The organism is Streptomyces sp. NPDC058307, assembly GCF_042880295.1.
In the GTDB taxonomy this organism is placed as follows: Bacteria; Actinomycetota; Actinomycetes; order Streptomycetales; family Streptomycetaceae; genus Streptomyces.
On the sequence record NZ_JBHVYZ010000020.1, the window covers coordinates 1 to 20,995 of the forward strand.

The window sequence follows — 20,995 nt, forward strand, 5'->3', positions numbered from 1 at the left end:
GCGCGATCGACCGGTTGTCCCACGCTGAACCGGCCAACCGGGTCCGGGCCAGCCGTAGCCGCTCCGAGCGGATCAGCTCACGAGAGGTGGTGCCGGCGGCTTGCAGCACGTCTTGCAGATATCGCGCCGACCAACCCAGGGCCCGGGCGATGCCGGTGATGGAGAGGTCGGGGTCGGCGGCGTGACGGCGGACGTACTGCCTCACCTGCGCCTCGACCTCTCTTCGCTGGGCGGCCGGCGCCGAGTCGCCGGCGCCTTCAGCGGCCAGGCAGAGCAGGTCGAGCAACTGGTCGCAGGCGATGTCGAAGGTTGCCTCGGAAAAGTGTTCCCGCTCCTGTTGGAGGGTGAGCACCGTCTGCCGGATCAGCCGGCCGAGCCCCACGGTGCCGTCGAAGACCTGCGGATCCCGGGCCGCGGCGGGATTACGGCGGTGGATCGCCTCACCGGGGACGATCAGCGCGACCGACTGGAATTCCTCGCCGTGGGTGAAGGTCAACGGGCGGTCCACGTCGCACAGCGCGAGAGTGCCCGGCCGGATCTCGCCCGCGCCCGCGGCCTGCTCCACCTGGGCGCTCCCGGCGGTCGGCACCAGTAGCTCGAACGCTCCGCGCGGGTCTGTCCGGATGTGCCGCCGCTCCCGCACGAACTCCTCGCGTACGTTGCCGCAGAGCGCGATGCCGTACGACCGTGACCGCTGCCACTCCAGCCGACCCGCCCACGGGCCGGCATCCGTAAGGGTGACCCGGCTCTCGCCGTGCAGGTCGATGAACGCTTCCCGCCAGGCTCTGGGCGTCGGGATCAGACCACGCTCGTTCCAGCGATACATCCCTGAACATTATCCAACCCCGACGACGCCGATCCCGCCGAGACGGGTGAGGAGCGCCGGGGTGAACGCGACTACAACGCCGGGCACCGCGAAATCCGCACCCGCGTCGAACACTGGCTGTCCTGGCTCAAGAGTGTGACGTAGGGCACTGGAACTCGCCCGCCTACACAGGCAGTTCAGGGCGTGACCACAGATATGCGAACCCGGGTGCGTGCTGGGGATCCGGACGCCTTCGCCGAACTCTTCGACGCATACGCCCGCGCGGTGTACAACCACGCTTTCCGGCTGACCGCGGACTGGTCCGCGGCCGAGGACGTCATGTCGACGACGTTCATGCAGGCGTGGCGGCGCCGTGCGTCGGTGGAGACCGACGGGGGTTCGCTGCGGCCGTGGCTTCTGGGTATCGCGACCAATGTCGCCCGTTCCCAGTACCGCGGCAACCGGCGCTACCGCAACGCGGCCCAGGCGGCGGCAGCCGCGGGCGCCGCCCAGGCGCAGGTCGAGGACCACGCCGAGGAGAGCGCTGGACGGCTTGGCGACCGGCGTCGGATCGCCGCCACCCTCACCGCGCTCAGCCTCCTCAAACGCCCCGAACGCGAGGTTTTGACGCTGTGTCTGTGGGAGGGCATGGAGTACGCCGAGGCCGCCCTCGCCCTCGGCATCCCCGCCGGCACCGTCCGCTCCCGGCTCTCCCGCGCCCGCGGCAGGCTCCGCAAACTCACCGACGCGGAACTCCTCAGGAAAAAGAACGCGGAACTGCTCGGAGAAAAACGGGAACCCACCGCCACCAACCGGCAGATAACAGGTGATCGCGGATACGTGATCCGGTCCGCACAGAAAGGACACCGGTGAACGCCAGCCCCTCCCAGCCGCACCCGGCCGAGTGGACGCAGACCCAGTACCTCCTGCCCGGCGTCACACGGGACCTGCCGGCGGGCCGCCACCAGTTCCACAAGGAGCAGATGATGACCCAGATCCACGACGACCTCCGCACCACCCCCACCGACAGCCGCCCGACCGGCACCGCGCGTCCCCGCAACCCGTTCCTGCGCCGTGCGATCCTGCTGCCCGCCACGGCCTTCGCCCTGGCCGGCGCGGTCGTGACCGGCCTCGCCCTGTCGGGCGGCAACGGGAACGGCGGCACGGACACCTCGGCCACCGGCCCCGCACTGACCACCCAGGTCGGCACCGCCGACGCCAAGGGCGCCCCCCAGCTCCTGGACCGCATCTCCCTGGCCGCCGCCGACGTCTCCGGACCCACCCCGCACGCCGGCCAGTTCGTCTACATCGCCTCGAAGGTGGCCAGCACCTACCCCCACACCGTCGACAACAACACCACCGTGGTCAGCCAGAAGCTGCACTCCCGCCAAATCTGGAACTCCCTCGACGGCAAGAACGGCTGGCTGATCGAAGCGGGCGAGACCAGCGACAAGGGCATCACCCTCTCCAGCGACACCCCGCTCGACTCCGCCTACAACGCCCTGGCCAAGCTGCCCACCGACCCCACCCAGCTGCTGCAGCGCATCTACCGCGACTCCGACGCCGTCCGGGACCCCGAAGTACCCCGCGACCAGGCGGCCTTCGTCGCCATCGGTGACCTGCTGACCGAGAGCTACCCGCCCGCCGACCTCACCGCCACCCTCTACAAGGCCGCAGCCAAAATCCCCGGCGTCGTAGCCGTGGACGACGCGGTCGACGCCACCGGCCGTCACGGCGTCGCCATCGCCCGCCAGAACGACGACACCGGCGAGCGCACCGAGTGGATCTTCGACAAGAAGACCCTGCAGTTCCTCGGCGAACGCAACGTCGTGGTCAACAAGGTGGCAGACAGCCCCTTCAAGGTCGGCACCGTCACCTTCACCAGCGCCATCACCCAGCGCGCCATCGTCGACGCCAGCAAGCAGGTCCCCGGGCAGGCCCGCTGATGCGCATCCGATCCTCACCGGCGGCACTGGCCGCCCTGCTCCTCGCAGGACTGACGACCGGCATCTCAGTAGCCGACACCGGCACCGGACTCGGACTGCGCACCGCGGACGCGGGCACCGCCTCCGAGTTCGGCGCGCGAGCCGTCGGTGCGGCCACCGCCGCACCGACGGGCGCCGGATCACCCGCCCGGTTCGTCACCCTGATCACCGGCGACCGGGTCCAGATCGACGCCCGGGGCCGGGTGACCGGCGTACAGCAGGCGCCGGGACGCGAGAACGTCCCGGTGTCCGTGCGGCGCTTCGGCGGCGAGCAGTACGTCCTGCCGGCCGACGCCGCCGCCCGCATCGGCCAAGGCACGCTGGACAAGCGGCTGTTCGACGTCAACGCCCTGACCCGCGCCGGATACGACGACACCCGGCGCAGCGCACTCCCGCTCATCGTGTCGTACGACGGCAAGGGCGCCCGGCGCAAAGAGACCCAGAGGTCGCTGGTGGCGGACGCGCACGTCACCGTACGCCGGAGCCTGCCCAGCGTGGGCGGCGCCGCGCTCACCGTGCCCAAGGCCAAGGCCGGCGACGCCTGGCATGAACTCACCTCCGCCCCGGGAGTCGCCCGGGTCTGGCTGGACGGCCGGTTCACGGCGCGGTCGGTGCAGGGGGAGGCCAGCGGCAACGTCACACAGATCGGCGCGCCCGGCGCCTGGGCCGCCGGGTACGACGGCAAGGGCGTCAAGGTCGCCGTCCTCGACTCGGGCGTCGACACCACGCACCCGGACCTCGCCTCGGTGGTCACGGAGTCGAAGGACTTCAGCGGCAGCGGCAGCACGGACGACCGTCTCGGCCACGGCACGCATGTCGCGGCGACCGTGGCCGGCTCGGGAGCCAGATCCGGCGGCCTGTACAGGGGCGTCGCGCCCGGCGCAGAGATCCTCAACGCCAAGGTGCTGGACGACAGCGGCCAGGGCAGCACTTCCGGCGTCATCGCCGGCCTGGAGTGGGCCGCAGCGCAGGGCGCGAAGGTGGCCAACCTCAGCCTCGGCCAGCCCGACAGCCCGGGGAACGACCCGGTCGAGACGGCCGTGAACGCCCTCGCCAGGAGCACCGGCATGCTCACCGTCGCCGCGGCGGGCAACGACGGTCCCGGGCCCGGGACTCTCAGCTCCCCGGGCACGGCGGAGTCCGCGCTCGCGGTGGGCGCGGTCGACGGCAAGGACGCTGTCGCCGAGTTCTCCAGCACCGGCCCGACCGCCGACAGCGCGCTGAAGCCCGACCTCACCGCGCCGGGCGTGGACATCGTCTCGGCGAAGGCGGCGCACGGTGAACTGGGCGACCCGGCGGCTGACGGCTACGTCTCCATGTCCGGTACGTCGATGGCGACGCCGCATGTCGCGGGGGCCGCCGCGATCCTGGCACAGCGGCACCCCGACTGGACGGGTGAGCGGATCAAGCAGGCACTGACCGCCTCCGCCGCCCCCACGGCCGGCCTGACCGGCTACCGGCAGGGCACCGGCCGGGTCGCCGTGGCGCGGGCGCTCACCCAGACCGTGGTGAGCGAGCAGACCTCGGTGTCCTTCGGCGAGCAGCAGTGGCCCCACTCCGACGACCAGCCCCTCACCCGGCGCGTCACCTACCGCAACGACGGCGACTCTCCGGTCACCCTGGACCTCGCCGCCACCGCGACCGGCCCGTCCGGGCAGACCGCGCCCGAGGGCATGTTCAGGCTCAGCGCCCCGCACCTCACCGTCCCCGCGGGCGGCACCGCGAGCGTAGACCTCACCGCGGACACCCGCACCGAGGCGGCGGACGGCGCGTACTCGGGCGCGGTCATCGCCACCGAGCCGGGCACCGAAACGGTCGTACGGACGGCTTTCGGCGTCGTACGCGAGGCCGAGGCACACGATCTGACCCTGAAGTTCCTGGACCGCGGCGGAAAACCCGTCAGCTCGCCGCTGACCGAGATCTACAGCCACTCGGGCGACTACTTGATCACGCCCCTGGACGACTCGCAGCAGATCGCCAAGGGCGTCTACAGGGTGCGCGTCCCCCGTGGTGACTTCGTCGTCAACACGGTGATGTACGCAGCCGAAGGTGGAGCCGAGGCCGCCACGGCCCTCGTCCGGCCGAAGCTCTCGATCACCAGGGACACGACGGTCACCTTCGACGCCCGCAAGGCCAGACCGGTCGAAATCACTCCGCCGAGGGGTAGCGGGAAGATGGGGGACGGCCGGATCAACTTCGTCATGGGCGCCGGAAGAGAGGCGCACAACTCGAGTCTGATCTGGGGCACGCTCACGAATGTGCGCACCGCGACGCTGGGGCCGGCCGCGGCGCCCGGGAAGGTCAGCACGCAGATCAGCGGTCTGTGGCAGAAGGGCAGCACCACCTACAACCTCCTCTACAACCTGCCCGACCGCTTCCCCACCGGCTATCGGCACACGGCACGCATGAGCGAACTCGCCCTGGTGAAGCAGCACTTCGGCTCCTCCGTCGCCCACCGCAAGGGCATCGTCAACCCCGTGTGGCAAGGACCCTCCCTGTCGGGCACGGTGAGCGCCCCGTTCCCGCTTCCGGCGACGGTGAAGACCTACGTCACCACGCCCAAGGGCTTCCGCTGGACGGTCGGCCTCGGCCAGCCGAGCGCCTCCGGGGACTATTACGACCTGTTCTACGACGTGAAGAGCCCGGTGTCCTACCGGGCGGGCCGGACGTACGAGTCGACGTACAACGTGGGCGTCTTCAGCCCGCTCGTCGGCGGCGCGTACGGCGCGCGGCGCAGCGGCGACACGCTCGACCTGTGCGTCCCCGACCTGGCCGACGGCGCCGGCCACCCGGCGTACTCCGTGGCCACCCGGCACACGACGGTCACGGCGGGCGGCAGCACGCTCCTCGACAACGACGGCGACCTCTGCCAGACCGTCGACAACCTCCCGGCCGGCCCAGCCCGTTACACGATCCGCACGGACCTGACCCGCCCGGCCACGGTGGCCGGCACCACCAGCCGCTTGACCGCGGCCTGGACCTTCACCTCGAAGCGCACGTCACAACCCTCCGACACCTCCGCCCTCCTGCCCCTGTCCACCGTCCGCTTCCATCCCGCCCTCACCCTGACCGGCACGGCCGCCTCCGGCCACCGCACCACGGTCCCGCTGTCCATCGAGGGCCCGGCCGCCAAGCACCTGAAGTCCCTGGTGGTGAAGGTCTCCTACGACGCCGGAGCGACCTGGTCCGCCGCCCGCGTAGCCACCTACCACGGCAAGAAGACCCTTGTCCTGAACCACCCGGCCAAGGCCCACTCGGTCTCCTTCAAGACGACCCTGACCGACAAGGAGGGCAACACCTACGCGGCGACGATCCTGAAGGCGTACCTCCTCACCTGACCCACAGGTCGCAGCCCGCGAAACACTCGTCAGCCTTGGCTGACGAGTGTTCGTTTCTGTCCGGGATCACCACTGCCGCGTCGGGCGCGATGACATCCAGGAGCTCATCCACCGGCCCACCCTTCATTGACCGGCGACCTCGGCCTCCGCCTCCGACTGCGCCTCCGACTGCGCCTCCGTCCTGCGGGAGTTCGGCCCGCGCACCACCGCCACCGCCCCCAAGGCGACCGCCAGGCCCACCCCGGTCTGCGTGGTGAAGGGCTCGCCGAACATCAACGCTCCCCAGACGGCCGTGACCGGGGCCATGAGGAACATGAGGGTGTTGACCTCGGTGACTCCGGAGCGCTGGAGGACGAGCCAGTACAGGCCGTAGCCGCCGAAGGTGGAGAGGGTCACGAGCCAGAGCGTGGCCAGCCAGAAGGAGCCGGTGGTGGGCGGGGTCGCGGTGCCGGTGGCGAGGGCGGCGGTCGTGAAGACGACGGCGCTGGTGGCGCAGTGGACCGTCATCGACACCGCCGGGGCCACCTCGGTGCGGGAGCGCCGGTCGAGGAAGGTGGCCGCGACCAGCGAGAGCATCCCGGCGAACGGGACCAGGTAGGTCCACCAGGCCACCCCCGTCGTCGCCGCCGCGTCGGCCGTGGTGACCAGGGCGACTCCGCCGAGACCCAGGCACAGGCCAAGCCACTGCCGGGGCGAGACGTGCTCGCGCAGCAGCGGGCCGGCGAGCGCTCCCGCGACCAGCGGCTGGGTGCCGTCGATCAGGGCCGTCGTACCGCTGGAGACGCCGAGCTGGATGGCGTAGTAGACGGTGAGCAGGTAGCCGCTCTGGGAGAGCAGTCCGATCAGGGTCTGGCGGGCGAGGTCGCGGGGCGCCAGGGCGCGCCATGAAGCCCGGGCCCGGTGGACCGTGAACACGACCAGGACGGCCGCCAGCGGCAGGAAGCGCCACATCAGGAGTGTCGTCGCACCGGCGTCCTGCGTGCCCAGCTTGGCGCCGACGAATCCCGAGCTCCAGCACACGACGAAGGCGGCGGAGAGCAGGACGTTCATGGGGGTCACCACCCGTGACTAGACAGATCTGTATACCTCCTTGCGGCCACCACTATACAGATCGGTATAGTCGGGAGGGTGGGAGACAACGGTGGCGGTTCAGGGCAGGTACGGCGGGTCGGCATGACCCCGGGTGCGCGGCGCGCCCTCGCGGCGGCGTCCCGGCTGTTCTACGAGCGCGGCATCCACGCGGTCGGCGTGGACCTGATCGCCGCCGAGGCCGGGGTGACCAAGAAGACGCTCTACGACCGGTTCGGCTCCAAGGAGCAGATCGTCGTGGAGTACCTCGCCGCCCGGGACGAGCGCTGGCGGGCGTATGTCATGGAGCGGCTGGAGGCGGCCGGGCCGGGGGCCGTCGAGCGGGTCCGCGCGGTGTTCGACGCCTCCCGGGAATGGATGGACGACAGCAGCCCCAAGGGGTGCGCCATGGTCAACGCCCACGCCGAGATCAGCGACCCCGCCCACCCGGCGTACGCCGTCATCGCCGGCCAGAAGCAGTGGATGCTCCGCCTCTTCACCGACCTGGCCCCGGAGCAGGCCCGCACGCTCATGCTGCTGCACGAGGGCGCGATGGTCGCCCACGGGCTGCGCGTCTTCACCGACCCGATCGGGTACGCCCGCGAGGAGGCGACCGCGCTGGTCGGCGGGCAGGGGGCGTAGGACCCGGCTCGGGGCCGGGTACCGCTTGTTCGAGCCCAGCCGGCGGTCGAGTCAGCCCCGCACCCTCCGGTACCGCGTCAGGAGCCGCACCCGACCGCTCCGCCGAGAGGCACTCCAGGTGAGTGGTGGGCCTGTCGGCGGGAAAGAGGCGCTCGCCGGTGCCGAGGACCGTGGGGAAGGTCAGCAGGCGGTACTCGTCGAGGCTCGAGATCCACAGGACCACCATGGCGCATCCGGGGCCCGGACCGGAGGCCATCGCGCAAGGCACGTCCATGGACGGCACCGAGCGCCCACTAACCCGTACGGCCCGGAGCACTGGTGACCTCCGGGAACCCGGTGATCACTTGAAGCATGACGCCGCCCCGCACCCCCCGCGCCGCCCGCGCCGCCGCCTCCGCTCTCGCCCTCTGCGGGCTCCTCGCCGCCACCGCCTGTTCCGCGCTCTCCACGCCGCCCACCGCTGCGAAGCCGCCGATCACGCCGCCCAGCAGCGCGCCGCCACCGTCTCCGAAGGCGTCCCCCACCCCGTCGTCGGCCTTCACCGAGGCCATGACGCAGGCCGCGCTCGTCACCGACGCGGACCTCGGTGAGCCCTGGACGCCGAGTCAGGGGGTGGCCACCTGGCACGACGGGGTGCTGAAGGCGAAGGCCGACCGGCGGGAGTGTCAGCGGCTGCTCGACGCGCTGTACGCGGACGAACTCTTCGGGACCGACGCCCAGCCCCGTGCGGTCGTCGGGATGGACGACGAGTGGAACCACGCGCAGATGCGGTACCAGGTGCTCGCACGTCCGCCGACTGAGATCGACAAGACCCTGGCCTGGCTCAAAGGCCTGCCGCGGACGTGCGCGCAGTTCGCGGCCACCACGACCACGGGGGCCGTTCTGGGTGTGCAGGTCAGCGAGATGCCGTTGCCGGAGGTGGGGGACGCCCGGCAGGGGCTGCGGGTGCTGCTGACCGGGCAGTCCCCGGACGGCGAGCCGACGACCCTCACGCTGGACGTGGCCGCCCTCCGCGTGGGGGAGGGCGCGATCAGTGTGACGAACGGCGGCTTCGGCGAGGTGCAGACAGCGGCCACGCGGACGGCCGTGCAGCTGGGCGCCGAGCGGCTGACGGAGGTGCGGAAGCAGGGGCGGGTGGAGGTGTGAGCGGTCCGGTCAGTCCCGGTCGAACCGTTCGTGGTGCCGGACCACGTCGTGCGCCACCTCGAGCGCGGTGCGGTTGTGCGCGAAGGAGTGCGCGCGCAGCCGGGCCAGCGCCTCGTCCGAGTCGACGCCGAGCTGCACCATGATCACGCCGATGGCCTGGTACACCTCGTCGTGCGCGGGGGCCAGGCCGCTGAGCCAGAGGGCGTCGCCCTCGGGGCCGTCCTCCTCGCCCCGGGGCAGGGCCGTCAGGGCCGCCGTCATGACGCCGGCCACGAGTTCGGCGACGCGCACCTCACGCCGGGTGAGTTCACCGGGGACGTCGCGGTAGAGGTCGAGGGTGCCCACGCACACGGTGTCGTTGCCGAGGGGCATCGAGTACACCGCCCGTATCCCGGCGGCGGTGGCCTGCTGGGCGAAGACCGGCCAGCGGCCCGCGTCCCGCTCGGACGTCAGATCGGTGGCGTACACGGCGGTGCCGGTCGACCCGGCGGACGTGCAGGGCCCGTCCCCCAGGGTGGCCTGGATGTCCGACATCCGAGCGGCCCGGTCATCGCTGGCGCTGAGCTGGACGGGCATGCCGTCGCTGCGCAGCGAGACGCTCGCACCGCCCACCGGCAGCAGCTCGACAGCGGCCACGCACAACTTGCCCGGAATCTCCCCGGGTTGAGCGCCCCGCACCCCCGCCGCGATCACCTCGGCGGCGCGCACCTGCTCCCACAGCGGCTGGGGGGCGGCTTCGGAGTCGTGGTCGGCCTCCCACCTGGACCGGCGGTCCTGCCCGACCTCGCGATCGCGCCCGGTCTCACGCTCCCGACCGGGCTCGTCACCGTGGGCATCACCGTTCACGTCCCTGGGCCCCACGGTCACCGCCTCCTTCGGTCGACGCGGAGCTGTCGTCGTCGCCCCCGAGCAGGCTCACCGGGAGCGGGGGGCGCCGCTCGTGGCGTACCCGCTCAGGGGCACCGCCCGGCTACCCCTCGTCCCCCGGGCGAAACAGACGACGGGCCCCGGCGGTCCGGCCCTGTGAGTCCGCTCCGGCTCCCTTCCCGGACCGCACACCGATTCACTACGGTCTTCCGTGACGGTCAGGGAGCGGCCGCACCGTGTCGAACCGTGCCGGAGCCGCCCGCGTGCCCTGCTCGTCCCTCCCCCGACGACCCGGGCCGTGCCGTGCTCTTCGTCCCCGTTCCGCGATGCCGACCGGGGCGTCTCCCGCCGCCCCGAGCGGGCCGGGGACCTTCCAGGAGGACCGCGCGCCGCAGCGCGTGTCCCACCGGGGCGGCCGCCGTCCACCGAAGAAGGACGGCGGCCGGCCCGGCATCCGGTTCAGCGCTTCCCGTACGGATCCGCCGGCTGCCGTCCGTGCCGCACCGCGCTCGCGTGCACGACCGGCGGCCACGCGCCGTCGGTGCCGGGTTCGCCCCTGGGGTGCCAGGTGCCGGTGACGGTGACCCAGGTGTCGACCGGCGGGGCCCCGCCCGCGGCGCCGCGCACCTCGACCCTGCTGGTGGTGGCGTCGGCCGCGCAGCAGGTGACGAGGAGCCGGGTGAGGTACCCGCGCAGGCTAACCGGACACACGTGTACACAAGCCGGGAATCGTCATAGAGGGGGCTGTGCGGGTGCGGGTCCGAGGGTGGTGGTGCCGGGGGCCGTACGGTGTCCGAGGCCCGTCCGGTACGCGTCCAGCGCCGCCTCGACCCGTCCGGTACGGCGCAGCAGATCACCCAGCAGGCGGCACAGGTCCGCCAGGTCACCGGCGGCGCCGGCCCGCTCCAGGAGGCTCAGGGCGCGGACGTAGTGCTCTTCGGCGGCCTCGGTGTCCCGGGCGTCCTCGGCGATGATCCCGAGGAGGCGGTGGGCGGCGGCGGAGTGCAGGGCGCCGCGCTCGGAGCTGAGGTCGCTGAGCACGTCGTGGAGCAGGGCGGCGGCCTCGTCGGACTTGCCGCGCCGGTGCAGCACGTCGGCGAGCTCGACGGCGGCCTGGCTGGAGTAGAGGGCGGCCCGCTTGGCGGAGAGCATGGCGAGGGCCTGCCTCAACTCGGCCTCGGCGCGCTCCAGTTCGCCGTTCTGCGCGTAGACGTAGCCGCGCATCCAGTGGCAGTTGGCGAGCTCGGTGCGGAGCTGGAGCCGGCGGTAGAGCTCGGCGGCCTTGGCGAGGGAGGCGTCGGCCTCGGCGAGCCGGCCCTCGGCGAGCAGGGTACGGGCGACGGAACGGTGCATGCGGGCGACGAGGGCGGGGTCGCCGGACTGCGGGGCGAGCGCGAGGGCGAGTTCGGCGGCCTGGGCGGCGCGGGCGTGGGCGCCCATGTCCATGTAGGGGCCGATGACGCTCGCGTAGAGGAGGAGCAGGGCGTCCGGGTCGTGCAGGCCACCGCGGTTGAGCTCGTCGATGGTGGATTCCAGCAGGTAGACGGAGTAGCGGAGTTCACCGGTGAGGTAGTGGGCGAGGGCGCGTCCGCGCAGGGCGGGAACGCGGGCGGGCAGGGGTACGTCGTCGCCGAGGGCCTTCTCGGCCTGCTCGAAGTACACGCGGGCGGCGCGGAGTTCGCCCGTCTCCACGGCGCACTCCCCGAGCCCGAGCAGGGCGGCGGCCCGAATCTCGGCGAGGTCGAGCGCGTCGGCCTCGGTGAGCAGGCGGGCGTACTGGACGGCGGACTCCTCGGCCTCCCCGGTGGCGAGGGTGCGCTGGGCCTCGGTGAGGCGCAGGCGCAGATCGATGACGAGACGGGCCGGACGGCCGGTGGCCAGTTCCTCGAAGCCGACGCCGAGGCGGTCGGCGAGATGCCGGAGCGCGTCGTCGGAGGGCCGTACCCGCCCGGACTCCAGGGTGGAGATGTAGGCCGGCGTGTAGGCCGGTTCGGCCAGCTGTTTCTGCGTCAGCCCGCGTTGGACCCGCAGCTGCTGCACCCGTCGCCCGATGACGCCCGGGTCGTCCCGCTCCGACATGGCCAACTCCCCAAGCCCCTCTTGCCGTTCGGCTCCCGCAGCCCCTAGGTTAAACGGCGTATTAACCGTGCTTAATACGCCGTCACAACTCTGGGTACTCACCGGGTGCTCACCGCATCGCTGCGAGGTCGCCGTGCTCGAACGCACCAGCACCACCGCGCGCTACACGAGGGGTTTCGCCGCCGCCGTCGTGGCCGTGGCCACACTGGTCCTGGCGGCCAACGCGGGACCGGCGAAGGCGACGGGTCAGAGACCGGCCGAGCGGGCGGACCAGGTCCAGGTCCAGGTCCAGGTCCAGCGGATCACCGGGCACACATCGGAATGAGCCGGCCCCCTCTCAGAGCTGGAACTCCGCGGGCTGCAAGCCCAGGGTTGCGCAGGCCTCTCTCAGGATCGTCTGCTCCGCCTGGGAGAAGTGGCCGTCCGCGCCGGCGATGACGATGCCGGTCTGGATCACCGCGCGCGCCTCGGTGGGCTTCTTGGCAGCCTTGGCGATGTCCTGGAGGGCGTCCGCCTTGCCCTGCGGGAAGTTGCGGGTGAGCTGGTCCACATGCTTGTGGAAACGCGTGCGCAGCTGCTCCGGCGGGAAGTTCTGCAACACCTCGTTGCCGAGGATCAGCGACTCCATCTGCTGGATCTCCGCCGCGTCCACATGGCCGTCCGCCGCCGCGACCAGGGCGCACATCGCCATGCTCGCGTCCCGGTAGGCGCCGCTCTTCAACTCGGTCTTGAGGGAGCCCAGCTGGGTCTTCAGCACGCCGACGAGCTGGGCGCGCGAACCGCCGCGCGAGCTGCCCTGTCCGTGCGCCTGCCCATGCCCGCCGGTCGTCGTGCCGCGCCCGCCCTGGGCCTGCTGCTGGAGGCTCTTGGCCTGGTCCTTGAGCCGGTCGAACAGTGCCATCGACGTCACCTCGGTACTCGTCTGAGTGATCTCACCCTGGCAACGGCCGACCCCGGGTAAAGGTTCCCCCAAGCCGACCGGGCCGTACGGGTCAGCCGCACACGCGCCGGTACGGCACCTCCGGGACGCGGGCGCACCACGCGGTGCCGCCCTCGACGCCCCGGGACGGTGAGCCGCCACACGCGCTGCCGGTGTCGTCCAGGTCGGCGGTCCGGCGGCCCGTGCCGGTGTTCCGGACGCGCACTCCGGTGCCGGTGACGGCGGCCGGCCGGTGCCGAGCTCACTCCCCCTCGCCGTCGGCGGCCGCTTCCTCAGGGCCGGCTAGCTCTGCGTCTGGAGCCTGCGCAGCTGCGTCTGCACGTTCTCCAGGGCGCCCTGCCGACGCCCCGGCACCCGCATGCGCAGCCCCGCGAGCACGATGCCCAGTTGCCGGACCTGCTCCACGTCACGGACCTGGGCCCACTGGTGATGCGCCCGGTCGACGGCCGTCTCCACCGGCTTGGAGTCCACGCCCTGCCCGGCACCGAGCCGCGCCTCGGCCACGGTCAGCCAGATCCGGCAACTGCGCACCGGGTCCCCAGCGAACATGGCGAGGTCCGCGCGGACCTCGGACCAGTGCAGGGCCTGCTCCGAGGCGGGACCCTGGGTGCGGGCTGCGGCCTCCTGGTGCGCGGTGGCGACGGCTTCGGCGTCCTGGTGCCGGCCGTTCTGCACAGCGGCGGCGATATAGGCGTGCGGGTCCTGCGGCTCCTGAGGAGGCGGCGCGGGGACCACAGGCCCGACCGGAGCTTGCGGACGAGGTCGTTCGGGCCGGTACGAGGGCCTCGCGGCGAAGCTCCCGGGGGCGGCCACCGGAACCGGCGGCACCGTCAGCGCGAGGTCCCCGTACGCCTCCGGGCCCAGCCTGGTGAACGCCTGCTGATGCAGCTGCTCGACCGGCGGACGCCACCCGCTGCGCAGAATCGTCGCGATCGTCTTCATGTACGCCGGCCCGGCCACCGTACGCCGGGACGGCGGCGGCGCGATCCGCCCGAACACCGCGTTGTTGCGGCCGGAGTCCAGCGCGTGCGTGTGCAGCCACCCCCACGCCTCGGCGTCGGCGTGCAGGTCGACGAAGAGCGTCGTCGACCCCGGGGACCGCAGCCGGAACTCCTCCCGGATCCACTGCCAGGGCAGCGCGGTGTAGCGCACGGTGGCCGGTGTGGTGCGGGCCAGCGCGAGGTGGGGCAGGTGCTGGCGGCGGTCCAGGGCCAGCTGGCCCGTGACGAACACGGTGAGCGGGCCCGGGGTGGCCGCGACGGCGCGCAGGCGGGTCAGGACGGCCTGCGGTTCCAGGGGGTCGACGAGCTCGACGACGTTGGCGGTGTCGGTGCCCGAGAGCACGGCCGGCGGCACGGCCGCGAGGACGGGAAGCACGGACGCCGCGTCCACCAGACGGCTCTTGCCCACCGGTGAGGCGGCGAGCAGCAGCACGGTTCCGGGCATCGGTCCCTCCCCATCCCCCGTCGATCACGTACCGCAGCACGGTAACCGCTGCGGCTGCGAAGGGGAGTTATCAGGACGGCAAACGTCCCTTTCCTGCCCGCTCGTCGGCCCTGCGCACCGCGAAGACGGTGGTGTCGTCGAGCAGTCGCCCACCGCAGTGCCCGAGGGTGCCGTCGCGGACGAGGGCCACCAGGCGGCCCGGTTCGACGGCACGCGGGTCGGCGGCGAGAGCGCGGGCCACGTCGTCGGCGAGGGCGTAGAACTCCCCGGTGCCGTCACGGGCCTCGGTGACGCCGTCGCTGGTCAGCAGGAGCGTCTCGGCGGGGTCGAGGGGGACGCGGTGCACGGGCGGGGGGCCGTCGGCGGTCAGGGCGGAAAGGCCCAGCGGGAGTCCGTCGGCGGCCAGCAGCGGCCGTACCCCCGACGGGCCGACCACCAGCGGCGGTTCGTGGCCGAAGACCATGGCCTCCACCACCCCGGTGCCGGTCTCCGGGAAACCGAGCAGGACGGCGGTGGCGAAGCGGTCGCCGTCGCAGCGGCCGAGCGCGGTGACATGGGCGCCGTGCCGGTTCACCCGGATCTCCAGCCGCTCGGCGACCGTCGCCAGGTCGGGTTCGTGGTACGCCGCCTCACGGAACGTGCCGAGCAGCGCGGCCGCCGCCTCGACCGCGCCGAGCCCCTTGCCCTGGACGTCTCCGACGAGCACGCGGGTGCCGTGCGGGCCGGGCTGGATGTCGTAGAAGTCGCCGCCGACGCGGGCCTCGCTGTCGGCGGCGAGATACACCTCCGCGTGCTCCAGGCCGCCCCACACCGGCGGGAGCGGGCGCAGCACGGTACGGCGGGTGGTGGCGGCGATGTCCCGCATGTGCAGCATGCTGCGCTCGCCGCGCAGCCGTACCGCGCAGGCCAGGACGGCGAGGATGCCGCCGACGGCGACCAGGATGAAGTCGGGCAGGCCGGACCGGTACTGGTGGGGCCAGAAGCTGTCGGCGACCACATAGGTGACGAGGGCGAGCGCGGCGAAGGCGGCGGTGCCGGGGACGCCGCAGATCGCGGCCGCGATGCCGGGCGCCAGCACGACCCAGGAGATCATCCGGAACTCGGCGCCCGTGTTGAAGTCGATCACGGTGATCGCGGCGAGCAGCAGGAGCGGTGGCACCCAGGCGACACTGCGGCCGCGGACGCGGAGCACCTGTCCCCGGCCGACACCGCTCATGGGGTCAGCGAAACACGGGGCGCTTTCCGCCGCCAACGGAACTTCCCGCCGCCGTTCGACTTGCCTGCGCCCCGTCCCAGGTGTGCTCTGGTAGTCGGGGCGTATCGGGGTGGAGAGAGGAGTGCTCTCATGGCTCACACGGCACCCGCGGGCGGGTTCTCACGGACACCCGATGTCTTCGGCGCCAAGGTGCACACGGCCGCCAGGTACGGCGTCCCGGTCGTACTCGGGCTGGTCTACGGCTTCTGGGCCGCGACGAACCGCCGTGACGGCGGGCCGATCACCGGCTGGAACGTACTCTTCGGCTGTGTCACGGCGATCGCGTTCATCGTGCTGTGCATCGCGGTGGCGACGTTCGCCCCGCTGCTGAAGCGGGAACTCCACTCGGCCGTGAAGTCCGGCTTCGCCGGGGCGTCCGTCGGGTTCCTGTACAGCCAGTCGGGGGAGAGCGTGCTGCGCTCGACGGCCCTGGGGCTGGTGGTCGCGGCGGGGATCTTCGTCGTGTTCTTCTACCGCTACTACACGCACGAGGACGCCGAGGGGAACCGGATCCGCTAGCGGCCCACACGGTCCCTGAGGCATCCGTTCGGGTGAGTCCTCCCCCGGAGGGCGCAATCACCGGCTCCACGGCTCGCGCGGCCGACCGCGACCGTTTTGCCTGGAAGGGTGAGCTCCCGTGGTGTCCGCGGCGCCCTGTCGGCCGCCCTGATCGCCCTGGCCTGTCTGCTCGTGCCCTTCGGCGCGTCGGCGGCCTGGGCGGCGTACGGCCTCGCCGACACGGACCGGTACGTCACGGCGCTGGCACCGCTGGCCGCCGACCCCGCCGTGCAGGACAGCGTCGCGGACGCGGTGGAGGACGAGGTCGGCGAGCCGGCCCGGCCCCTGATCCGCTCCCTCACCCGGACCCGGGCCTTCGCCACCGCGTGGAACGCCGGCAACAGGGCGGTCCACCAGGCCGTGCTGAAGGCACTGCGGGAGGGCGGCCACCACGAGGTGACCGTCGACATCGCCCCGATCGCCGCCCGGGTGGAGCACCGGGCCGTCCTGCCCCGCACCGAGGTCGCCGTGCTCCCGGCGTCCGAACTGGACCGTCTCCGGAAGGGCTACGACGTGCTCGAAGTCGCCGGTTTCTGGCTGCCCGTCTCGGCCGCCGCCCTCGCCGTCGCCGGTATCGCGGTCGCCGCCTGCCGCCGCCGCGCCCTCACCGCGACCGCCCTCGGCACGGCACTCGGCGGCGCGCTGCTGGCCCTCGCCGTCGCCGTCGGCCGCCGCCTCACCCTGACCGACCTGCCCGACCCAGTGCGCCGCCCGGCCGCGGGCGCCGTCTACGACGCCCTGACGGGCACTTTGCGCACGGTCTCCTGGCTGCTGGTGGCCGTCGGCCTGGCGGTGGCTGTGACCTGCTGGCTCACCGGCCGGTACGGCGTGCCGCGAGACCGGCGAGGCTCCGCAGGGCCCGTTCCAGATCCGGCACAGCAACCGACGCGAGCCCGAGCCTGACCGCGTCCGGGGTACGGCTCGGGTCGACGGCGAAGGAGGGCCCGGGCGTCAGGGCGATGCCGAGCGCCGCGGCGGCGGCCGTGAAGGTGTCCGCCCGCCACGGGACCGGCAGTTCCCACCAGGCGTAGTACGCACGCGGATCAGACCGTACGGCGAACCCGTCCAGGCACTCGGCCAGCACCCGCTGCCTGCGCGCCGCGTCGGCCCGCTTCGCCTCGACCAGCCGCGCCACGGTCCCGTCCACCGTCCACCGCGCCCCCGCCTCCAGCGCGAACCGCCCCGCACTCCACCCCCCGGACCGGACGGCGTCCGCCACCGCGTCCACCCGCTGCCGCGGTACGACGAGAAAGCCGACGGTGAGCCCGGGCGCGACCCGCTTGGACAGACCGTCGACGATGTGGGTGAGGGCGGGGGCGTGCACGGCGAAGGGATCGTCGTCCTCCGCCAGGAAGGACCAGATGCGGTCCTCCACGACGGGGATGCCCAAGTCGCTCACGGTGGCGGCAAGTTGGCGCCTGCGCCCGGCGCTCATGGTGACGGACGTCGGATTGTGCAGGGTCGGCTGCACATAGAGGGCCGACAGGGGGGCCGTGCGGTGGGCGGCGGCCACCGACTCGGGGAGCGGGCCGTCCTCGTCCGTGGCCAGCGGCACCAGGGTGATGCCGAGCCGGGCCGCGATCTCCTTGACCACGGGATACGTCAGCTCCTCGACGCCGACCCGGCCGCCAGGGCGTACCAGGGAGGCGAGGGCGGCGGCGACGGACTGGCGGGCGTTGCCCGTGAAGAGGATCCGGGACGGGTCGGGCCGCCAGCCGGGGGTGGCGAGGAGAGCGGCGATCGCCTCACGCGCGGCCGGTGTGCCGGTGGCGGCGGCCGGACGGAGGGCCTCGGCCAGGACGTCGGGCCGCAGCAGGGGCGCGAGAGTGTCACCGAGCAGCTCCGACTGGCCTTCGACGGAGGGATAGTTGAGCTCCAGGTTGACGGGCGTGCCCGCGTCCTCGATGAGCCCCCTGCCGGGCCGGCCGGGCGCGGTGGCCTTCACGAAGGTGCCGCGTCCGACCTCGCCGACGACCAGCCCCCGCCGGACGAGTTCGCCGTACGCCCGCTCCGCCGTCGACGCGGCGATCCCGTGCCGGCGTGCGAACTTCCGCTGCGGGGGCAGGCGTTCGCCGGGCCGGAGCCGCCCGGTCGTGATGTCGGCGGCGATGCGGTCGGCGATACGCCGGTAGTCGTGCACGAGGACCCCCTGATTGATCTGACCCCTGATTGCACTGAGGGCAATGATTTTATTGCACCGAGAAGTGGGGCCGACCTAGGGTCGGCGTCATGACGGCGATCCCCCTGGTCCTGGTCCACGGCCACCCCTTCGACCACACGATGTGGCGCCCGCAGATCGAGGCGTTCGCCGCCTCCCGCCGCGTGCTCGCCCCGGACCTGCGCGGCTACGGCGCCTCGGCGGCGACCGCGGAGGTCGACCGCTTCGAGCGGTTCGCGCAGGACATCGAGGCACTGCTGGACGAACTCGACGTACGGACCTGCGTCCTCGCGGGCCTGTCCATGGGCGGCCAGATCGCCATGGACTGCTACCGGCTCTTCCCCGAGCGGATCCGGGGCCTGGTCCTCGCCGACACCTTCCCGGCCGCGGAGACCCCCGAGGGGGTGCGGGTCCGGCACGCCATGGCGGACCGGCTGCTGCGCGAGGGCATGCGCGGGTACGCCGACGAGGTGCTGGAGAAGATGGTCGCGCCGTATGCCTCCCCCGAGGTCAAGGCACACGTGCACCGCATGATGACGGCCACCCGTCCCACGTCCGCGGCGGCGGCCCTGCGCGCCCGTGCCGCCCGACCCGACTACCGCGAGCTGCTCACCCGGGTCACGGTCCCGGCGCTGGTGGCCGTGGGCGCCGACGACACCTATACGCCGGTCGCCGACGCGAAGGCCATGCACGCGGCGCTCCCGGAGTCGGAGCTGCACGTCTTCGAAGGCGCGGCGCATCTGCCGAACCTGGAACGGGCCGAGGAGTTCAACACGGTCCTCGGTGAGTTCCTGGCGAAGGCCGACGCCCGCTCGTAGGCTCGGGCGGTGACCCGACGGCGCCTCGGCATCTGGACCGCAGCCCTGCTCTTCGCCGCCGTGAGCGCGGTCGTCGGATGCCGGCTCGTCGACACGGACGGCGTCACCCCCGTCCCCCAGCTCCTCGCCTTCCTCCCGTGGCTGCTCGCACCCGTCGCAGCGGGCCTGGCGCTCGCCCTGCTGACCCGCTGGTGGCCCGGGACGATCTGGGCGGCCGTCGTCCTCGGGCTGCTGGCGTGGTTCCTCGCGCCCTACGGCAAGGGCACCGAACCGGACGGACGGGTGCTCGCGTCACTGGAGGTCCTCACCTCGAACGTCGAGTTCGGGCAGGCCACCGACGCCCTCGTCGCCGCCGTCCGCGAGGAGACGCCGGACCTCGTGTTCGTGGAGGAGTGCGAGTACGGCTGCTCGGCGACGCTGCGGCGGTCCCTGTCCGCGCGCTATCCGTACCGCCGGTCCGTGGAGGGCTCCGGCTCGACGGGGTCGGTCATCCTCAGCCGCTTCCCCCTGGAACCAGCCACCGGAATCCAGGGCAGCACCATGGGCATGCCCGGGGCCGTCGCCGACGTACGCGGTCACTCGGTACGCCTGCAACTCGCGCACCCGATGCCGCCACTGCCCGGACAACTGGACGTATGGCGGCGGGAGTTGGGAGACATCAGGGACTTCGCCGCCTCGGCCGGGGCTGTCCCGGCCACCCCGACCGTCCTGGCCGGCGACTTCAACGCCTCCCAGGACCACGCGGCCTTCCGCGCGATCCTCGACACCGGACTGCGCGACGCGGCCCGCCTCGCCGGCTCCGGCCGCACGCCCACCTGGCCGGCCCGCACCGCCCCGGCGATCGGCGCGCAGATCGACCACGTCCTGGTGTCGGCGGACTTCTCCGTGAGCGACGCCCGCTTCCTGGACCTGGCGGACACCGACCACCGCGCCCTGCTGGTGAAGGTCACGTTGCACGATTTCCCAGCCGTTCAGACACGGTAAGTACGTCTTTGTCCGCGAAGTTGACGTCCCGCGCGGGTGAAGTCCGGAAGTAGGTCTTGACGCCCGGGGCCCTGGCCACCCGCCCCTGCCAAGATCGCCCTCCGGGGCCGCTAACCTTACGTGTCCGTCCTGGCCAGGGATTGACGGGCTACAACTCATGCGAAGGGTTGCGCACATGGGCATTCTCACTCTCCTGCGGAACGCGTTCAGCGGCCGATCACGCAAGGGCGCTGCCACCGAGGCAGAGGGTGCGGAGACGACTCCTTCGCAGGAGGCGGCGCCGAAGCTCCCGTCTCCGGCACCCGAGCCGACCCCCGCCCCGCCGGCAGCGACGGTCCCCGAACCGACGCCGACCCCTCCGGCGGCCACGGTCCCCGAACCCCGCACCGCCACACTCTCCACCGAGTCCGAGCACGAACTGGTCGCGGCCGCCTTCGACAAGGTGACAGTCCCGCAGCAGACGTCTCCGGAAGGGGCGCCGGAGCCGACCGAGAGGACGAGCGGGGAGAACGCGACGTCCGAGGAACCGGCGCCTGAGACCGAGGTGCCGGTGTCCGGGGACACGGTCGCCGAGGAGACCGTTGCTGAGGAAAAGGTGGCCGAGGAACCGGTCGCCGAGGAGGCCGTGGCCGAGGAACCGGTCACTGAAGCCGCGTCCGACGAGCCGGTCGCCGAGGGGGCTGTCTCGGAGGAAGCCGTCTCTGAGGAGCCCGTGGCCGAGGAGCCGGTCGCCGAGGAGCCGGTCGCCGACAAGGCCGTCACCCAGGAGATCGCTTCCGAGGAGCCCGTGGCGGAGGCGGAGCCGGGGGCAGAGGCCGAGGCACCCGCAGAGGAGCCGGTGGCCGAGGACTCGGTCGCCGAGGAGCCCGCTGCCGAGGAACCGGTGACGCAGGACACGGCCGTGGA

At 72.7% G+C, this 20,995-nt stretch carries 20 protein-coding genes and 1 pseudogene; 11 read left to right on the forward strand and 10 right to left on the reverse strand.

Annotated elements, in window-relative coordinates; translation table 11 throughout:
* Positions 1–826, reverse strand: an 826-nt coding sequence (locus ACFVYN_RS16785; RefSeq protein WP_389998573.1) for an AraC family transcriptional regulator, incomplete at its 3' end; no start/stop codon positions are given.
* Positions 827–1,009: 183 nt separating this feature from the next.
* On the opposite strand from ACFVYN_RS16785, the gene ACFVYN_RS16790 reads away from it, so the two are divergent.
* The 3 genes from ACFVYN_RS16790 to ACFVYN_RS16800 are packed head-to-tail and all read left to right on the forward strand — an operon-like array spanning position 1,010 to position 6,128.
* Positions 1,010–1,678 (forward strand): RNA polymerase sigma factor, encoded by a 669-nt coding sequence (locus ACFVYN_RS16790; protein ID WP_389998576.1) that lies wholly within the window; start codon positions 1,010–1,012, stop codon positions 1,676–1,678.
* On the forward strand, positions 1,675–2,751 hold the full coding sequence (locus ACFVYN_RS16795) for a CU044_5270 family protein (protein ID WP_389998579.1): 1,077 nt from the start codon (positions 1,675–1,677) through the stop codon (positions 2,749–2,751). The genes ACFVYN_RS16790 and ACFVYN_RS16795 overlap by 4 nt, the downstream gene beginning before the upstream one ends.
* The gene (locus ACFVYN_RS16800; RefSeq protein WP_389998582.1) at positions 2,751–6,128 is read left to right on the forward strand and encodes a S8 family peptidase; all 3,378 of its coding nucleotides are present in this window, start codon (positions 2,751–2,753) and stop codon (positions 6,126–6,128) included. Before ACFVYN_RS16795 ends, ACFVYN_RS16800 begins: the two co-directional genes overlap by 1 nt.
* Before the next feature lie 123 nt (positions 6,129–6,251).
* Here ACFVYN_RS16800 and ACFVYN_RS16805 read toward each other — a convergent pair whose 3' ends face one another.
* Positions 6,252–7,178 (reverse strand): DMT family transporter, encoded by a 927-nt coding sequence (locus ACFVYN_RS16805; protein WP_389998585.1) that lies wholly within the window; start codon positions 7,176–7,178, stop codon positions 6,252–6,254.
* Between the two features lie 123 nt (positions 7,179–7,301).
* On the opposite strand from ACFVYN_RS16805, the gene ACFVYN_RS16810 reads away from it, so the two are divergent.
* Both ACFVYN_RS16810 and ACFVYN_RS16815 read left to right on the forward strand, forming a co-directional pair.
* Positions 7,302–7,838: a TetR/AcrR family transcriptional regulator gene (locus ACFVYN_RS16810; protein ID WP_389998814.1), complete on the forward strand. Its 537-nt coding sequence runs from the start codon at positions 7,302–7,304 to the stop codon at positions 7,836–7,838.
* Positions 7,839–8,189: 351 nt separating this feature from the next.
* Positions 8,190–8,984: a hypothetical protein gene (locus tag ACFVYN_RS16815; RefSeq protein ID WP_389998588.1), complete on the forward strand. Its 795-nt coding sequence runs from the start codon at positions 8,190–8,192 to the stop codon at positions 8,982–8,984.
* 9 nt (positions 8,985–8,993) lie between these two features.
* Here the strand turns inward: ACFVYN_RS16815 and ACFVYN_RS16820 are convergent, their stop codons facing one another.
* The 3 genes from ACFVYN_RS16820 to ACFVYN_RS16830 form a co-directional block, all read right to left on the reverse strand.
* A complete protein-coding gene (locus tag ACFVYN_RS16820) occupies positions 8,994–9,845 on the reverse strand; it encodes a GAF and ANTAR domain-containing protein (RefSeq protein ID WP_389998591.1) in 852 nt (283 codons plus the stop codon).
* 465 nt (positions 9,846–10,310) lie between these two features.
* The gene (locus ACFVYN_RS16825; protein WP_389998594.1) at positions 10,311–10,562 is read right to left on the reverse strand and encodes a hypothetical protein; all 252 of its coding nucleotides are present in this window, start codon (positions 10,560–10,562) and stop codon (positions 10,311–10,313) included.
* Positions 10,563–10,583: 21 nt separating this feature from the next.
* Positions 10,584–11,930: a tetratricopeptide repeat protein gene (locus tag ACFVYN_RS16830; protein ID WP_389998597.1), complete on the reverse strand. Its 1,347-nt coding sequence runs from the start codon at positions 11,928–11,930 to the stop codon at positions 10,584–10,586.
* 133 nt (positions 11,931–12,063) lie between these two features.
* Here ACFVYN_RS16830 and ACFVYN_RS16835 point away from each other — a divergent pair, with 133 nt between their 5' ends.
* Positions 12,064–12,255, forward strand: coding sequence for a hypothetical protein (locus ACFVYN_RS16835; RefSeq protein WP_389998600.1), 192 nt, complete (start codon positions 12,064–12,066; stop codon positions 12,253–12,255).
* 12 nt (positions 12,256–12,267) lie between these two features.
* On the opposite strand, the gene ACFVYN_RS16840 is transcribed toward ACFVYN_RS16835, so the two are convergent.
* From ACFVYN_RS16840 to ACFVYN_RS16855, 4 genes are all read right to left on the reverse strand, one after another.
* Positions 12,268–12,831, reverse strand: a complete 564-nt coding sequence (locus ACFVYN_RS16840; protein ID WP_389998603.1) for a tellurite resistance TerB family protein — start codon at positions 12,829–12,831, stop codon at positions 12,268–12,270.
* 91 nt (positions 12,832–12,922) lie between these two features.
* Positions 12,923–13,075: a hypothetical protein gene (locus tag ACFVYN_RS16845; protein ID WP_389998606.1), complete on the reverse strand. Its 153-nt coding sequence runs from the start codon at positions 13,073–13,075 to the stop codon at positions 12,923–12,925.
* A 77-nt stretch (positions 13,076–13,152) separates the two neighbouring features.
* Complete coding sequence (locus tag ACFVYN_RS16850; protein WP_389998609.1) at positions 13,153–14,316, reverse strand: hypothetical protein; 1,164 nt, start codon at positions 14,314–14,316, stop codon at positions 13,153–13,155.
* 70 nt (positions 14,317–14,386) lie between these two features.
* Complete coding sequence (locus ACFVYN_RS16855; RefSeq protein WP_389998612.1) at positions 14,387–15,532, reverse strand: PP2C family protein-serine/threonine phosphatase; 1,146 nt, start codon at positions 15,530–15,532, stop codon at positions 14,387–14,389.
* A gap of 129 nt (positions 15,533–15,661) precedes the next feature.
* Between ACFVYN_RS16855 and ACFVYN_RS16860 the strand changes: the two genes are divergently transcribed.
* Together ACFVYN_RS16860 and ACFVYN_RS16865 are read left to right on the forward strand one after the other, a co-directional pair.
* Complete coding sequence (locus ACFVYN_RS16860) at positions 15,662–16,090, forward strand: hypothetical protein (RefSeq protein WP_389998615.1); 429 nt, start codon at positions 15,662–15,664, stop codon at positions 16,088–16,090.
* A 108-nt stretch (positions 16,091–16,198) separates the two neighbouring features.
* Positions 16,199–17,032 (forward strand): hypothetical protein, encoded by an 834-nt coding sequence (locus tag ACFVYN_RS16865; RefSeq protein WP_389998618.1) that lies wholly within the window; start codon positions 16,199–16,201, stop codon positions 17,030–17,032.
* Here ACFVYN_RS16865 and ACFVYN_RS16870 read toward each other — a convergent pair.
* Positions 16,941–18,269 (reverse strand): PLP-dependent aminotransferase family protein, encoded by a 1,329-nt coding sequence (locus ACFVYN_RS16870; protein ID WP_389998621.1) that lies wholly within the window; start codon positions 18,267–18,269, stop codon positions 16,941–16,943. The genes ACFVYN_RS16865 and ACFVYN_RS16870 overlap by 92 nt on opposite strands.
* An 89-nt stretch (positions 18,270–18,358) precedes the next feature.
* Here ACFVYN_RS16870 and ACFVYN_RS16875 point away from each other — a divergent pair, with 89 nt between their 5' ends.
* The 3 genes and pseudogenes from ACFVYN_RS16875 to ACFVYN_RS16885 form a co-directional block, all read left to right on the forward strand.
* The gene (locus tag ACFVYN_RS16875) at positions 18,359–19,105 is read left to right on the forward strand and encodes an alpha/beta fold hydrolase (protein WP_389998623.1); all 747 of its coding nucleotides are present in this window, start codon (positions 18,359–18,361) and stop codon (positions 19,103–19,105) included.
* Positions 19,106–19,114: 9 nt separating this feature from the next.
* Positions 19,115–20,089, forward strand: coding sequence for an endonuclease/exonuclease/phosphatase family protein (locus tag ACFVYN_RS16880; protein ID WP_389998626.1), 975 nt, complete (start codon positions 19,115–19,117; stop codon positions 20,087–20,089).
* 175 nt (positions 20,090–20,264) lie between these two features.
* Positions 20,265–20,995, forward strand: a pseudogene (locus ACFVYN_RS16885) (Toxic cation resistance protein); the annotation flags it as partial.

Excerpts from the sequence above, each read along its gene's own strand:
- ACFVYN_RS16800 (WP_389998582.1), top strand. The coding sequence starts at position 2,751 with ATGCGCATCCGATCCTCACCGGCGGCACTGGCCGCCCTGCTCCTCGCA.
- ACFVYN_RS16805 (WP_389998585.1), bottom strand. The coding sequence starts at position 7,178 with ATGAACGTCCTGCTCTCCGCCGCCTTCGTCGTGTGCTGGAGCTCGGGA.
- ACFVYN_RS16810 (WP_389998814.1), top strand. The coding sequence starts at position 7,302 with ATGACCCCGGGTGCGCGGCGCGCCCTCGCGGCGGCGTCCCGGCTGTTC.
- ACFVYN_RS16815 (WP_389998588.1), top strand. The coding sequence starts at position 8,190 with ATGACGCCGCCCCGCACCCCCCGCGCCGCCCGCGCCGCCGCCTCCGCT.
- ACFVYN_RS16830 (WP_389998597.1), bottom strand. The coding sequence starts at position 11,930 with ATGTCGGAGCGGGACGACCCGGGCGTCATCGGGCGACGGGTGCAGCAG.
- ACFVYN_RS16840 (WP_389998603.1), bottom strand. The coding sequence starts at position 12,831 with ATGGCACTGTTCGACCGGCTCAAGGACCAGGCCAAGAGCCTCCAGCAG.
- ACFVYN_RS16850 (WP_389998609.1), bottom strand. The coding sequence starts at position 14,316 with ATGCCCGGAACCGTGCTGCTGCTCGCCGCCTCACCGGTGGGCAAGAGC.
- ACFVYN_RS16855 (WP_389998612.1), bottom strand. The coding sequence starts at position 15,532 with ATGAGCGGTGTCGGCCGGGGACAGGTGCTCCGCGTCCGCGGCCGCAGT.
- ACFVYN_RS16860 (WP_389998615.1), top strand. The coding sequence starts at position 15,662 with ATGGCTCACACGGCACCCGCGGGCGGGTTCTCACGGACACCCGATGTC.
- ACFVYN_RS16875 (WP_389998623.1), top strand. The coding sequence starts at position 18,359 with ATGACGGCGATCCCCCTGGTCCTGGTCCACGGCCACCCCTTCGACCAC.